Origin of the sequence: Streptococcus cristatus, assembly GCF_003943515.1 — a bacterium.
Taxonomy (GTDB): Bacteria; Bacillota; Bacilli; order Lactobacillales; family Streptococcaceae; genus Streptococcus; species Streptococcus cristatus_D.
The window spans coordinates 60,121-75,274 of sequence record NZ_RJPT01000002.1; the positions used below are offsets into that span (position 1 = coordinate 60,121).

Consider the following 15,154-nt stretch of genomic DNA (forward strand, 5'->3'; position numbering starts at 1 on the left):
TGATTGGATTTTGGGTTCGTCTTTCAGACTCCCAAAAATCCTAATCATCCTCGCGGGGGTTCGACTACGAACTAAAAACTTTCAATTTTTAGTTCTGTCTCACCGCCTATTTCTCCGTAAACTCCCCGTCTACGACGTCATCGCCTGCGTTTCCTGTTGCTTGTGCGCCTTCTGCTCCTGCTTGAGCTTGTTGGGCTGCTGCGGCTTGTTCGTAGAGTTTCACTGCCAAAGCTTGAGCTTTTTCGTTCAACGCTTCGAGTTTTGCTTTCATGTCGTCCAAATTGTTGTCTTCTTGGGCTTTCTTAAGGTCATCAAGGGCAGCTTGGGCAGCATCACGTTCTGCATCAAAGCCTTTGCCTTCAGTTTCCTTGATAGTCTTTTCAGTTGCAAAGATAGCTTGGTCTACTTCGTTACGAAGGTCAACTTCTTCTTTACGTTTCTTATCTGCTTCAGCGTTTGCTTCTGCATCTTTCATCATGCGGTCGATTTCTTCGTCTGTCAAACCTGAGTTTGATTGGATAACAATTGTTTGTTCTTTTTGAGTTCCAAGATCTTTCGCTTTAACAGATACGATACCGTTCTTGTCGATGTCAAATGTTACTTCGATTTGAGGAATTCCACGAGGTGCAGCTGGGATATCAGTCAATTGGAAACGTCCAAGAGTCTTGTTATCCGCTGCCATTGGGCGTTCACCTTGAAGAACGTGGATATCAACGGCCGGTTGGTTGTCTGCTGCAGTTGAGAAGACTTGTGATTTAGATGTTGGAATCGTAGTGTTGCGATCGATAAGTTTTGTGAAGACACCACCCATTGTTTCGATACCAAGTGACAATGGCGTTACGTCAAGAAGGACAACGTCTTTCACATCACCAGTAATGACACCACCTTGGATCGCAGCACCCATGGCAACTACTTCATCAGGGTTTACTGATTTGTTTGGCTCTTTACCAGTTTCAGCCTTAACAGCTTCTACAACTGCTGGGATACGAGTTGAACCACCAACAAGGATAACTTCGTCGATTTCTGACAAGCTCAAACCTGCATCTGAAAGAGCTTGACGAACTGGAACTTTTGTACGTTCTACAAGATCACGAGTCAAATCGTCGAATTTGGCACGAGTTAAGGTCATTTCCAAGTGAAGAGGGCCAGCCTCACCAGCAGTGATAAATGGCAAGCTGATTTGAGTTGAAGTCACACCAGAAAGGTCTTTCTTAGCTTTTTCAGCTGCATCTTTCAAACGTTGCACCGCCATCTTGTCAGTTGACAAATCAATGCCATTTTCTTTCTTGAATTCTGCTACCAAGTGGTCGATAATCTTCTGGTCAAAGTCATCACCACCAAGTTTGTTGTCCCCTGCAGTTGACAATACATCGAAGACACCGTCACCCAATTCAAGGATAGATACGTCGAATGTACCACCACCAAGGTCGAATACCAAGATTTTTTCTTCTTTGTCAGTCTTGTCCAAACCGTAAGCAAGTGCTGCTGCAGTTGGTTCGTTAACGATACGTTCTACTTCAAGACCAGCGATTTTACCAGCGTCTTTTGTTGCTTGACGTTGAGCATCGTTGAAGTAAGCTGGAACTGTGATAACTGCTTTGGTTACTTTTTCACCAAGGTAGTCTTCAGCGTAGCCTTTCAAGTATTGAAGGATCATAGCTGAGATTTCTTGTGGAGTGTATTCTTTTCCGTTTGCAGAAACTTTTTCAGAAGTTCCCATCTTAGATTTGATAGAGATTACTGTATCTGGATTTGTCACTGCTTGACGTTTTGCTGCATCACCAACGATGATTTCACCGTTTTTGAATGACACTACAGATGGAGTTGTGCGGTTTCCTTCTGGGTTTGCGATGATTTTGCTTTCAGTTCCTTCAAGAACTGCAACTGCTGAGTTTGTTGTACCTAAGTCAATACCGATAATTTTAGACATGTGTTTTTCTCCTTAAATTTTATTTTCTGTTTTTCTTTTTAATACTCTTCTTAGGTGGCGGCGCCGTCAGAGCTTGACTTCGTCAATCTCTTTGACTAAACTTTGAGCCTAAGTCTCAAAGTTTGCGCAATTAGCGCCACGGCGAAGAGTATCTACTTTGGTTCGCTTCGCTCACTATTGCAAAGCTGAACACATTTTATCTTTCTTTCATAGTTTAGTGTCATTTCGGACAAGGTTTACGCAGTAGCTGATTGGCAGTTCACTTCGCAAACGCTCGTGACCAGCCTAATCACCCTTGCGGGGGTGCGTCAACGAAATCACAGATTTCTGACTTACCGCCTAGTTATACACCACTACCATTGCTGGTCTTAGAATGCGGTCATGGAGTTTGTAGCCTTTTTGGAAGACTTGTGCAATGGTATCTGCTGGATGTTCATCGTCTGCTGGGAGAGTTTGGATGGCCATATGATAGTTATGGTCAAATGCTCCGTCAGCTACGATTTCTTCAATTCCTTCTTCTTTAAGGGCATGAATCAAGCTTTCTTGTACCATCTCCAAGCCTTTTTTGACATCGTCTGTCAATCCTTCAACGGCAAGCGCACGCTCAAGGTTGTCCAAAGAAGGGAGAATCGCTTTTGCCAAATCTTGGCTACGATAGCGTTGCAAGAGTTGACGTTCTTCATTGGCACGACGTTGGATATTTTGCATTTCTGCATGAGCGCGAAGATATTTATTTTCAAAGTCTTCCGCACGCTCATTGGCTAGCTCTAGTTCTGATTTTTCGGGAGTAGTTTCATCCGCTTCTTTAGCGGTTTCTACCTTTTCTTCTGTAGTTTCTACAGCTTCTTCAGCAGCTTCTACCACTTCCTCTTCTTTTACTTCTTCGTTTTTTGTTTCCTCAGACATTTTTCGCCTCCTTTTTAGGAATTTATGTAATTTCATGTTCAACTCACCTCATAATGATTGCTACTCAGATATCGGTAGAAATCTGTGAGTTTCATCGTCAAGACTCGATTGACAACATTGAGCTGACTGACCACCTTTTGGTAATCCAGATTGACTGGACCGACCACCGCCAGCATACCAAATCCTCGATAGGGAATTAAAAACTTGCTGGAAATCAAGGTTAGATTGGCCAGGCAGTCCTCTTGACTAGCTGCGACACGGACATTTTGCATCTGATCCTCAGCTAGACTATCACGGATTTCAAAAGCCACCTTCTGACGATCATCAAAGAACTGATAAGCCTCAAGATCCGCAAAACGTAGCAACTGGACTTTACCAGCTACAGCTACTTTTTCCGAAAACATCTGAGCAAAAATATGCTCAAAGAGATCGAGAACATTGTCCGTCGTCGTAAAGTAACGCTGGATAATCTGCGGAATCTCCGTCCGAATCTTGTAGTGAATATCTAAGACCGTCTGTCCCAAAAAGCGCTCCTGAATCATATCCCTCAAGCGCAGTAGGTCATCCTGGAGAAAATTCCTAGGAATCATGAACTGACTGGTCAGGGTATTAGACTCATCCAGAGTAAAGACAGCTAAGGCTGCATGCTGGCTAATAATAACGATATCAAAAGCTGTCAGTCGCTGCCGACTAGGCTCGACATCAAGAGCTACAACCGTACAAGCACTCAACTCTGCCAAGACGTCCGCTGCCCGCTGCAGGATATCCTCCAGCTTGAAGAACTCTTGGTCGAAAGCTTTGACGACCTCGTAGAGCTCATTTTCCGCCAGCTGATCAAAGGTCAAGGAATGACGGACAAAATACTGGAAACCTGCTACACTGGGCTTGCGACCACTCGATGTATGAGCCTTTTCTAGCAACCCTTCCTTTTCCAAGGCTGCCATATCATTTCGAATGGTGGCACTCGAGGACTGGATAGACTCTTGCAAGGCTTTAGAACCGACAGGCTCCTGCGTCTTGGTAAAGATATCAATAATTAGATTTAAAATCTCATTTTGGCGTTCTGTTACCAAGGACCTCACCTCTCTTTAGAAAATTCCAGCCACTGGCGAGATTTTATTTTTTATATTTAGCACTCTGATACCTCGAGTGCTAAATCATGATTCTATTATACACTCTTGAAAATGAAAGTCAAGACAAAAATCCAAAAAATTAGCACTCTTTTTACAAGAGTGCTAAAAATCAGTCTCAAGTCCTAGAAAACTTTATTGGACAGGATTCCTTTTACAATTCTTTTGGTGAGCTTTAAGCTTTTTCATAGCCCAATCATAGTGACTGGATGTTGCGCTGACAAAGTAAGAACCCAAGGTCGTTCCGCCCGTCCATTTATAAACTCCTTTAGAAAATAATTCTTCATTGGTCAAGGTTGCGGCTAGGTCTAGGACAGCTCTATGTGAACTAGCCAGCAAAGAACTTGCCTCCTCAAGAGAGGTTTGCTGGTGCTTTTCCCAAAATGTGGCATTCATATCCCCATAGGTTCTCCAATTGTAGGGAGCAGGCAGGAAGGACTTCTCTTCTCCCCTTTGATTGGCCTCTACCCAGTTGAGCAGCAATTGGTGCCATTCATAAAGATGGATTAAGACGTCCCTCAGATTCCGATCGCGCTTCCAGTGGGCTTCTTTCTTTTTCTCATCCTTTGAAAAATCAAAGGGCCTCACCAACTCGTCCGCTGTCATGTTCGAAATAAGCAGATTGAGTTTTTCGAAATTTTCTGTAGCTGCAGCCAGTAAATCGTTTTTTGTTGCAGGTCTTGGCATGTTACATTCCTCCTATCTGACAGCATACCTTAAGATAGTTTTCAACTTTTCTTCTGGTGTTCTATTTTTGTTGCTTAAGTAAATCTCTCTGTGAACTTGGTCGCATCTCTCCAGTCCCAAGCTGATTGCTAGCTCGTCCATTTTCTCAAAAGAGGCCGGCTCACTATCATAACTTCCTATATGTAGGATCTGAATAGCCCGCTCCTCTGGAAAGCTCTGTAAACGGATGTCATCGTAGAGGGGACTGGGCTTTTTCTTACGGACCTTCTCAAGCGCCACCGCAAACATGTCCTGAGTGATGACATTGGGCTGCTGAATCATGAGTTGATAGCGAAGCTGACTTTTATCGAAGCCTTCCCCAGCAGCTTTTTCCCAGAACCCTTCCAAAGGATAAACCGTAAAATCCGTCACCTTATCCTCCGCCTCATCTTTCATCATGGATTTAAAGAGCATTTTTATGGAATAGGCCAGTGAATAAAGGGCAGATACCCGCTCAGAGAAATCCGCTTCATTGGGGTCACCCTCTCCTTCGATCACAATGAACTGTTGACTCGGCACCTCTACTAGCTCTGGCTTTTGCTTGGCTCCATAAAGGACTTTCTCGCTCTTTCTCCATTCATATTTCATCTTGCTGCCTCCTTTTCTCTTCTTACCATTAGTATACAAGAAGATACCTGACACCCTATGTCAAGTTTTATATTTTTCTGCTAGCTTATGAATCATTTCTTTCATTTTCACTCGGATTTCGGGCGGATCTAAGACCTCCACAGCGTCTGCAAAGGACAGGATATAACTATATAGACGCTGGTCGTTGGGAATGTCGATTTCTGTATATAAATTTCCTTCGGCATCTGTCCGAATGTCTCCGCCTAATTCATCATAAACCCTGAAAGCCACTTTGCGATTAAACTTGACTGCCAGCTTAATGGTATTTTCATAGGTCAGTTCCTTTTCCAAGACGATATCTTCAAAGCTGTCCTCAAACCTTTCATCCAGCCGCTCCAGATTTTTCATCCGAGATAGCTTAAAATACCTGAATTCCTGTCGCAAGAGACAAAAGGCATAGAGATACCAATTCTGATTTTTAAAGAACAAGCGTACAGGCTTGACACGACGGCTTGTCTCCCGCTCATTACTAGCAAAGTAAGAAAAAGAAACAAGGTGCTTGCCTAGAATCGCAGTTTTTAATTGATGAAAGGTGTCTTCATATGCTTTATCATTTTGCCAGTGATTAAAATCGATTTCGATCCAGTTGGAATTTTTGACTTGAAATAGCGCCGAAAGCTTTGTAAGCAGGTCATTCTGGTAAAGCTGACTGGTGCTTTCCAGACCTTGCAGGGCCGCCATGATCTGCTCTTTCTCCTCCGCTGTCAGCAAGGACTTCCGCAAGACAAAATCCTCTGCGATTTCTATGCCGCCACCCTTTCCTTGCGTGGTATAAATCGGAATCCCAGCGCTACTTAAAGAGTCTACGTCTCGATAAATGGTCCGGACCGAGATCTCAAATTTCTCAGCCAGCTCCGTTGCAGTCACTTTCCCTCTCTCCAAAATGTAGTACAATATCCGAAATAGTCGATTATTCTGCATGCTTACCCCTTCTCCTCTTCCTATTATACAATACTTGCCATAGCATGTCATATTTAGGCAGGTTAGACCTAGGATAAGCTGTAATGAAAAAGAGAGTGGGACAGAAATCGGTAATTCGTTAGAATTCGATTTCGTCGTCCCACCTCCGCACAGTTGAGTAGGGCTGTAAAAGCTGATGAAATCAGCGTAGTAGAGCCCACTCAACCACTGCGTCTTGCTCGACAATCCAAAGACAATTGAGAGGCTAGGACTTTCGTCCCAGCCTCTTTTAGTAATTAGAACCTTTATTTTCAATAGGTATTGTTTACCTTTGTTCCCCTGACCACTACTAAGCTTTACCATTATTTCCTGTGACAGGGGCAAATGTTGGCAAAGCCACTCCCTCTTTTAACAGTGCCTCATGGTAGAGCTTGTAGAAAATATGGTACAGGCTCGCCTGCATACCGCTTGTGACGATTAAACTAATCCGAAAGTAAAACTGCCCACTCGCAGTCATTTGCGGTCCCAGAATATCAGGTTCCTTCAAAACTTCTGGATGTTCTGGCACAGCTTCCTGATTGACAGCAGCAATAATCCGATAAATCTCATCCAAATCCGTCTCAGCATAGATAGGAATATCAATCAAAACCCGCATATCGCCACGAGAAAGGTTGCTGACGACGGTGATATTTCGATTGGGCACAAAGTGAAGCGTCCCGTCCGCATCGCGTACCTGCGTCGTCCGAATCCCGACACTGACAACTGTTCCTGCAATCTTGATAGCACCATTGGTCAAGCGAACATTGTCCCCTACATCCAACTGCCGCTCCAAGAGAATAAAGAAACCATTGACCAAGTCGGACAGAAAGCCCTGCGCCCCCATCCCAATGGCGACACCGGCAATACCTGCCCCAGCCAAAAGACTTGAGACCGGCATGCCCAAAATAGATAAAATCCAGTAGAACAAAAGAAAATAAAGGGCATAATTGAGTAAATTCTCAATCAGACGTGTAATGGTCTTTTGCCGAGCCTCATCCTGCCGAGATAATTTCAAAGATGGCGCAATCAGTCTAGTCACAAAGAGATGGAGAATTTTCTTAGCCACCCAAAATAGTAAACACAAAAAGAGCAAGGAGACGAATTTCGAAAACACATCATCCAGAATAGCTGACCAGTCAAATTGCTGGAAATAGCGCGTAAAAACATTCCCATTAGCTGTCATTCTTTCCCCCTATGAGATACAAAAATCTTATTCATTATACCACAAAGGGCGACAAATAGGCATCAAAGCAGCCTTATTCCGCATAGCGAATACTAAAAAACATTGATTTTATACGACTTCTAGCGTATAACGGAAAGCAGTTTATTTTAGAAAGGGATCTATTATGTTTCATCGAATTCCTTCTGCTTGGAATCGCGCCAATCTTATCAAACGGATTTCTATTGGGATTGTCACAGGCGCCCTGCTGGCTCTTATTTTCCCACAAGCCAGCGCCATTTAGCCTCCTTGGTCAAATCTTTGTCGGCGGTCTGAAAGCTATCGCACCACTACTCGTTTTTACCCTCGTTGCCAATGCCCTCTCTCAGCACCAAAAGGGGCAGAAGAGCAATATAAAAACCGTCATTATCCTTTATCTAATAGGGACTTTTGCGGCCGCCCTTGTCGCTGTCCTCGCCAACTATATCTTTCCTGTAACCATCGAGCTAACCGCAGCCAGCTCGGAGGTCCGTCCACCAGAAGGCATCGGCCAAGTTCTGAGCAATCTCCTCCTCAACCTTGTCGATAATCCGATCAACGCTTTGACCAAGGCCAATTATATCGGCATTCTGTCTTGGGCAGTTGTCTTTGGAGTGGCCATGCGAGAAGCAAGTCAGCAAAGTAAAGAACTCTTAAGAACACTGGCAGATATCACTTCGAAGATTGTCGAATGGATCATCAATCTAGCTCCCTTTGGTATTTTAGGACTGGTGTACACGACCATTTCTGGCAAAGGATTTGAAGCACTCAAAAGCTACGGCATGCTCCTTCTCCTATTACTAGGTTCCATGGCTCTTGTTGCGCTGGTCGTTAACCCCTTGATTGTCTTCATTATGCTTCGGAAGAATCCTTATCCACTGGTTTGGCGCTGCTTAAAAGTCAGTGGTGTCACTGCCTTTTTCACTCGCAGTTCGGCTGCCAATATCCCTGTTAATATGAAACTTTGTCGAGATTTGGGTCTTAATCCCGAAACCTACTCGGTCTCTATCCCACTCGGTTCTACTATCAACATGGCAGGAGCAGCGGTGACAATCAATACGCTCACCCTCGCAGCGGCCAATACACTGGGCATTCAGGTGGACTTTGGAACAGCACTGGTACTTAGCATCGTTGCGGCCATTTCCGCCTGCGGAGCTTCTGGAGTAGCTGGAGGCTCGCTTCTCTTGATCCCTGTGGCTTGTAGCCTCTTTGGTATCCCAAACGATCTGGCTATGCAAGTCGTCAGCGTTGGTTTTGTCATCGGTATCATCCAAGACTCTTGCGAAACCGCCCTCAACTCATCCACAGACGTGCTTTTTACAGCTGTTGCTGAAATGAGCACCTGACCCAAAGAAAAACGTTATTAAACAAAGCGCTGAGGCTGGGACGAAAGTCCTAGCCTCTCAATTGTCTTTGGATTGTCGAGCAAGACGCAGTGGTTGAGTGGGCTCTACTACGCTGATTTCATCAGCTTTTACAGCCCTACTCAACTGTGCGGAGGTGGGACGACGAAATCGAATTCTAACCAATTACCGATTTCTGTCCCACTCTCAGTTTTTTATTTTGTCCTACGAGATACTTTCCTCACTCTTTCCTTAAAGAAAATTTAACTTTTTCTTAAAGATAACTGATATCAGCTAGCTTTAAGCCGCAATCTGTATACTTTCTACAAATCATCTAAGAAAGAGGTATGGATATGGAATATCTAGTGATTCCGGCTTACGAGCCCGATTATAATTTGATTAAACTGATTCAAAAAATTCAGAGCAAGAGTGATTTTCATATCGTTGTTATCGATGACGGTAGCTCAGCCAAGCGCCAGACAGTCTTTGACAAGGCTGAACAATATGCGACTGTCCTCCATCACGAGAACAATCAAGGCAAAGGACAAGCATTGAAAACTGCCTTCACCTACATCCAGTCTCTGGGTCAATACGGAACCGTCATCACAGCAGATGCGGATGGCCAGCACAAGGTCTGGGATATTTTCCGTGTGGCGACCAAGGCTGCTGAGCATCCCAATCAGCTGATTCTGGGAGCACGCGCCTTTACTGGCAAGGTGCCTCTGCGCAGCCGCTTTGGCAACAGTCTGACGCGGTCTCTCTTCAAGCTCCAGACTGGGGTGGGTGTCTCTGATACGCAGACAGGCTTACGAGCCTTTACGACCAACATGATTCCCTTTATGCTGAAGGTTGACGGCCAGCGCTATGAGTACGAAATGAACATGCTCCTAGAAGCCAGCAAGGAATATCCCATTTCGGAAGTGCCCATTGAGACGGTCTATATCAATGATAATGAAGACTCGCACTTCCGACCTGTTAGAGATGGACTCATGATTTATAAAAATATCTTTAAATTCGCCCTGACTTCTCTCAGCAGCTTCATCGTCGACTACATGGTCTATGCACTGGCTCTCTTATTCTTAGCTGCTGCTCCGACCAGCCTGAGAATTCTCCTAGCCAACGGGATTGCCCGCGTGACCAGTTCGGTCTTCAACTACTCGACTAATAAAAAGCTGGTCTTTAAGAACGACGACAGTATACTCAAGACAGGAACTGGCTATTTCAGCCTAGCTGTAGTGCTCTTTATCCTAGACACACTGCTGATTCGCCTCTTCTACGCTGTCTTTGGACTCAATCTTCTGCTTGTCAAGATCATCGTCGGACTGCTGCTCTTTACCATCTCTTGGATGGTACAAAAGAGATTTATTTTTAAGGAAAGGACACACACTGCATCATGAAATTTTTAAAGAAAGGCTATGCCTACGCCTCGATTTTTGGCCTACTTCTGACAGCTTCTTTTAGCTACTCCATGCTGAAAACCTTCGTCATCGCAGAGACTATTTCCACAGTCTCAAGCACCACTTCATCATCCAATGCCGAGGCTGCCAGCAAGGCTGCCGAAACAGCCACAGTGACAGATACCAGCTATTCGGACGACAATATCTCGGTCACACTGACTGAAAAGACCGTCAACAATACCCAAGTCTACATCGCTGATGTGACCGTCAGCTCCGCTGAATATTTGAAAACAGCCCTTGCCAACAACACCTACGGAACCAATGTCACCGCCAAGACTTCAGAAACAGCGGCTAATAACAAGGCCATCCTAGCAGTTAACGGCGACTACTACGGTGCCAATTCTACCGGCTATGTCATCCGCAATGGCGTCGTCTACCGCGATACCGTCCGAGAAGACTCTAGCAATGGGGATTTGGCCATTTACAAAGATGGCTCTTTTAAAATCATTTACGAAAATGAAATCTCTGCTAATCAACTGGTCAAAGACGGCGTGGTCAATCTCTTGGCCTTCGGCCCAGCTCTTGTAGAAAATGGCGAAATTGTCGTGAATACCAAGTCCGAAGTTGGCCAGTCTATGGCTTCCAATCCACGGACAGCTATCGGTATCATTGACGAAAACCACTATATCATCATCGTTTCAGACGGACGCACTTCAGAAAGTCAGGGGCTTTCCCTCTATGAAATGGCTGAAGTCATGAAATCTTATAGAGTCAAGACTGCCTATAACCTTGACGGTGGCGGCTCATCCACTATGTACTTCAACGGTCAGGTCATCAACAAACCTACCACCAACGGAAATATTTCAGAAAGGGCGGTGAGTGACATTGTCTACATCGGTTACTAATCCCAGCAAAAAACGTTTCAAAAAAACAGCTCTTTCCTACATGCTGCTAACGATTTTCTTCTTTGCTTTCAGCAGAATCTATGAATCCTTCAGCTTCGGGGAAGCATCTGTCCATATGCACTATCTCTTTGCCCTTCCTCTAGTGGGGGGCATCCTCCTCCTGCTCTTCATGAGAATGATTCCCAACCTCTCTCGGCTCAGCCTTAATCTCTGGAACTCAGCTGTAGCCATTATGACAGCCGGCATGCTCTTTCGTGGAATTGTCAACCTATCTGGCCGCTCCACGACACTGGATATGCCCTACTGGTATGTAGGAGCAGCCTTTGCGTCTCTAGCTCTATTCTCCATGGTCTTTACGCGCAGTGTGTGGGTAGATAATAAAGAGACCAGCTCAATGTCTTAATCTCATAAAAAAATAAAGGTCGTGGTGTTTAAGCCACGGCCTTTATTGAACACAAATCTGCTTTTTCTATAATCAGCAATAAAACTTCTAAGAAAATCTTTGCCATCAAGTGGAAATGAGACCAACTTGTAAAATTAGACGATTCTACCCTGATCAACAACCAACTTGCCTGCTTTATAAACCTGATGGGTCAGGTTAGTCGCAAAGAAATAAAGTGGATAGTCGATATTCTTAGCATCTAGGATGGTAATGTCAGCCTGCTTGCCAGTATCAAAGCTGCCAATCTTATCTTGACGGTTAACTGAGTAAGCCGCATTGATGGTTACAGCGTTAAGAACTTCTACTGGCGTCAGACGCATCATAAAGCAGCCCAGCTGCATGACGAACTGCAGATTAGCTGTCGGACAAGAGCCTGGATTGCTGTCTGTGGTCAGAGTAATGGCCATGCCAGCTTTCAACATCTTGCGAGCTGGTGCATAGGTATCTTCCATCAGACTGAAGGTAGTTGCTGGTAGGAGATTGCCGATAACCTTAGCTTCTGCCATCTTGCGAATGCCCTCATCGGTCGCCATCATCAAGTGCTCTGCACTGGTTGCTCCTAGCTCAGCCGCTACATCCACCCCGCCGATAGACTCGATTTCATCAGCATGGATACGAAGCTTGAAGCCCATCTCCTTAGCTTTAGAAAGCAGGTAGCGCGACTCGTCAGCTGTAAAGACGCCTTTTTCACAGAAAATATCACAGAATTCAGCTAGATTTTCTGCTTTTACCCGAGGCAGCATTTCCTCGACGATGAGCTCCAGATATTCCTGAGAGCGTCCCTTGTATTCTGGTGGAACGGCGTGGGCAGCCATAAAGGTCGAAACCAAATCAATATCGTGGTCACGGTCCAGAGCCCCAACGACATCTAGCTGGCGCTTCTCTGTTTCCCAGTCCAAACCATAGCCACTCTTGGCCTCAACCGTTGTCACCCCATGCAGCAGCATATAGTCCAGCAGTCTCTTAGACTTATCGTAGAGAGTGTCAAAAGAAGCTTCTCGCGTCGCCCGGACTGTACTGAGAATACCGCCGCCTTGAGCAAGAATTTCCAGATAAGGGACACCAGCTAATTTCTTAGCAAATTCATGCTCCCGGCTGCCGCCATAGACCAAGTGAGTGTGGCAGTCAATCAAGCCAGGTGTGGCAATCTTGCCTTCATAAGACTGAATCTTAGTATCTGGTCCAACCAGACTGGCATCCGGCTCTCCGCTGCCGACTGCTAGGATTTTGCCGTCTTTGACTGCAATGTAGCCGTCCTCCAAGACCTGAGCTTCCTTCATCTCCTCACCAAAAAGTGGATGACCGAGATCCTTGGGACAGAAGACTTGATTAAAGTGAGTTAATAGTAAATCAGCAGTCATGCTTGTTCCTCCATTTCATTTTCCGACATATTTGCTTTTCATCATAATACACTATCGTCAAATTATAGTCAAAAGCTTGTAAAAGATAGGAGCCTCTCTTTTTTTACTGTTTCCGTCATTTTCTTGACTCTTTATGGACGGGAGTCTTATAGAATGTAAGAGAAAGATATTTTACACTTGACTAAAAGGAGGATTTTTCATGTCATACTTTAGCGAAAATGAAATTGCAGCAGCAATGACCGTCAAATTAGACGATGTACTGCCTGAAAAAACAGTTTTTCAAGAAGGCATCCGTCGAGCACCTGACCGGGGCTTCCGTTTGACTCAAGCTCAAACCGAAATTGCTTTAAAAAATGCCCTTCGCTATATTCCAAAGAGATTCCATGAGGAAGTAATTCCAGAATTCTTAGAAGAGTTGAAAACTCGCGGACGGATTTATGGCTACCGCTGGCGTCCAAAAGAACGCATCTACGGCAAACCAATTGATGAGTACAAAGGGAACTGTACCGCAGCCAAAGCTATGCAGGTCATGATTGACAACAACCTGAGCTTTGAAATCGCCCTCTATCCTTATGAATTGGTTACCTACGGAGAAACTGGATCTGTCTGTGCTAACTGGATGCAGTACAACCTGATCAAGAAATACTTGGAAGTCATGACCGACCATCAAACCTTGGTCGTGGAATCTGGCCATCCACTTGGACTCTTCAAGTCCAAACCAGAGGCACCTCGCGTGATTATCACCAATGGCCTCTTGGTCGGTGAATATGACAATATGAAGGACTGGGAAATTGCAGAAGAAATGGGCGTGACCAACTATGGTCAAATGACAGCCGGCGGCTGGATGTACATCGGCCCTCAAGGCATCGTCCACGGTACTTTCAACACCCTCCTCAATGCTGGACGTTTGAAGCTGGGTGTGGCTGACGACGGCGACCTGACTGGCAAACTCTTCATTTCTTCTGGTCTGGGCGGCATGAGTGGAGCTCAAGGGAAAGCAGCTGAAATTGCTAAAGCTGTGGCAATCGTAGCTGAAGTAGACCAATCTCGGATTGAAACTCGCCACTCCCAAGGATGGATTAGCCAATTAGCCGAAAGTCCGAAAGAAGCAATTGACTTGGCTCAAAAAGCTCTGGAAGCTGGCGAATCAACTTCTATCGCCTATCATGGTAACATCGTAGACCTCTTGGAATATGTCAACGAGAACAATATCCATGTAGATCTGCTGTCTGACCAAACTTCTTGCCACAATGTCTATGACGGCGGCTACTGCCCGGCTGGTATCAGCTTTGAAGAGCGGACTCGCCTCCTGGCTGAAGACAAGGAAACCTTTGCTAAGTTGGTTGATGAAACATTGGAACGTCACTTCAAGGCAATCAAGACCTTGACTAACAATGGCACCTACTTCTTTGACTATGGTAATGCCTTTATGAAGGCAGTTTATGACTCTGGCATCAAGGAAATTTCTAAGAATGGCTTTGATGACAAAGACGGCTTCATCTGGCCATCTTATGTAGAAGATATCATGGGCCCAATGCTCTTTGACTATGGTTATGGTCCTTTCCGTTGGGTATGTCTGAGCGGTAAGCATGAAGACTTGGTAGCTACAGACCATGCAGCTATGGAAGTCATCGACCCTAACCGCCGCTACCAAGACCGCGACAACTACAACTGGATTCGCGATGCAGAAAAGAACCAGTTGGTTGTTGGAACTCAAGCGCGAATTCTATACCAAGACTGTATGGGCCGTGTCAACATCGCCCTCAAGTTCAATGAATTAGTCCGCGAAGGCAAGATTGGCCCTGTCATGATCGGCCGTGACCACCACGATGTTTCTGGTACAGACTCTCCATTCCGTGAAACTTCTAATATCAAGGACGGATCTAATGTCACTTGCGACATGGCTGTGCAATGTTACGCTGGTAACGCAGCTCGTGGTATGAGTCTGGTAGCTCTCCACAATGGTGGAGGAACTGGTATCGGTAAGTCTATCAACGGTGGTTTTGGCTTGGTACTGGACGGCAGCGAACGCATCGATGAAATCATCAAATCTGCTATCGCTTGGGATACGATCGGCGGAGTTGCACGTCGGAACTGGGCTCGCAATGAGCATGCTATCGAAACAGCTATCGAGTACAACCGTCTCCATGAAGGAACAGACCACATCACTATTCCGTACTTAACTGATGAAGATTTGGTCAAAGAATCTGTTAAGAAATTGTTCGAATAGAAAAAACTTGTCCCCCGACT

The 15,154-nt window shown here is 45.2% G+C and carries 13 protein-coding genes; 5 read left to right on the forward strand and 8 right to left on the reverse strand.

Annotated features, from left to right (window positions below; genetic code table 11):
- Nucleotides 1-106: 106 nt before the first annotated feature.
- From dnaK to D8791_RS03875, 7 genes are all read right to left on the reverse strand, one after another.
- A complete protein-coding gene (gene dnaK / locus D8791_RS03840) occupies nucleotides 107-1,930 on the reverse strand; it encodes a molecular chaperone DnaK (RefSeq protein WP_125446337.1) in 1,824 nt (607 codons plus the stop codon).
- A gap of 339 nt (nucleotides 1,931-2,269) precedes the next feature.
- Nucleotides 2,270-2,836 carry a nucleotide exchange factor GrpE gene (gene grpE, locus D8791_RS03845; RefSeq protein WP_185760549.1) on the reverse strand — a complete coding sequence of 189 codons (567 nt, stop codon included), beginning with the start codon at nucleotides 2,834-2,836 and terminating at the stop codon, nucleotides 2,270-2,272.
- Between the two features lie 38 nt (nucleotides 2,837-2,874).
- The gene (gene hrcA / locus D8791_RS03850; RefSeq protein ID WP_125446339.1) at nucleotides 2,875-3,909 is read right to left on the reverse strand and encodes a heat-inducible transcriptional repressor HrcA; all 1,035 of its coding nucleotides are present in this window, start codon (nucleotides 3,907-3,909) and stop codon (nucleotides 2,875-2,877) included.
- A gap of 192 nt (nucleotides 3,910-4,101) precedes the next feature.
- Complete coding sequence (locus D8791_RS03855) at nucleotides 4,102-4,653, reverse strand: ClbS/DfsB family four-helix bundle protein (protein ID WP_125446340.1); 552 nt, start codon at nucleotides 4,651-4,653, stop codon at nucleotides 4,102-4,104.
- Nucleotides 4,654-4,665: 12 nt separating this feature from the next.
- Complete coding sequence (locus D8791_RS03860) at nucleotides 4,666-5,280, reverse strand: GyrI-like domain-containing protein (protein WP_125446341.1); 615 nt, start codon at nucleotides 5,278-5,280, stop codon at nucleotides 4,666-4,668.
- A 60-nt stretch (nucleotides 5,281-5,340) separates the two neighbouring features.
- A complete protein-coding gene (locus tag D8791_RS03865) occupies nucleotides 5,341-6,240 on the reverse strand; it encodes a helix-turn-helix transcriptional regulator (RefSeq protein ID WP_125446342.1) in 900 nt (299 codons plus the stop codon).
- Between the two features lie 328 nt (nucleotides 6,241-6,568).
- Nucleotides 6,569-7,441 (reverse strand): mechanosensitive ion channel family protein, encoded by an 873-nt coding sequence (locus D8791_RS03875; RefSeq protein WP_125446343.1) that lies wholly within the window; start codon nucleotides 7,439-7,441, stop codon nucleotides 6,569-6,571.
- Nucleotides 7,442-7,668: 227 nt separating this feature from the next.
- Here D8791_RS03875 and sstT point away from each other — a divergent pair, with 227 nt between their 5' ends.
- From sstT to D8791_RS03900, 4 genes are all read left to right on the forward strand, one after another.
- Complete coding sequence (gene sstT / locus D8791_RS03880) at nucleotides 7,669-8,802, forward strand: serine/threonine transporter SstT (RefSeq protein ID WP_223368424.1); 1,134 nt, start codon at nucleotides 7,669-7,671, stop codon at nucleotides 8,800-8,802.
- Between the two features lie 344 nt (nucleotides 8,803-9,146).
- Complete coding sequence (locus D8791_RS03890) at nucleotides 9,147-10,196, forward strand: bifunctional glycosyltransferase family 2/GtrA family protein (RefSeq protein WP_125446344.1); 1,050 nt, start codon at nucleotides 9,147-9,149, stop codon at nucleotides 10,194-10,196.
- Entirely contained in the window at nucleotides 10,193-11,101 is a 909-nt protein-coding gene (locus tag D8791_RS03895) for a phosphodiester glycosidase family protein (RefSeq protein ID WP_125446345.1), read from the forward strand. Before D8791_RS03890 ends, D8791_RS03895 begins: the two co-directional genes overlap by 4 nt.
- Entirely contained in the window at nucleotides 11,082-11,504 is a 423-nt protein-coding gene (locus tag D8791_RS03900) for a hypothetical protein (protein ID WP_185760557.1), read from the forward strand. The genes D8791_RS03895 and D8791_RS03900 overlap by 20 nt, the downstream gene beginning before the upstream one ends.
- 134 nt (nucleotides 11,505-11,638) lie before the next feature.
- Here the strand turns inward: D8791_RS03900 and hutI are convergent, their stop codons facing one another.
- On the reverse strand, nucleotides 11,639-12,904 hold the full coding sequence (hutI, locus tag D8791_RS03905; RefSeq protein WP_002932190.1) for an imidazolonepropionase: 1,266 nt from the start codon (nucleotides 12,902-12,904) through the stop codon (nucleotides 11,639-11,641).
- Between the two features lie 199 nt (nucleotides 12,905-13,103).
- Between hutI and hutU the strand changes: the two genes are divergently transcribed.
- A complete protein-coding gene (hutU, locus tag D8791_RS03910) occupies nucleotides 13,104-15,134 on the forward strand; it encodes a urocanate hydratase (protein ID WP_125446347.1) in 2,031 nt (676 codons plus the stop codon).
- Nucleotides 15,135-15,154: the final 20 nt, after the last annotated feature.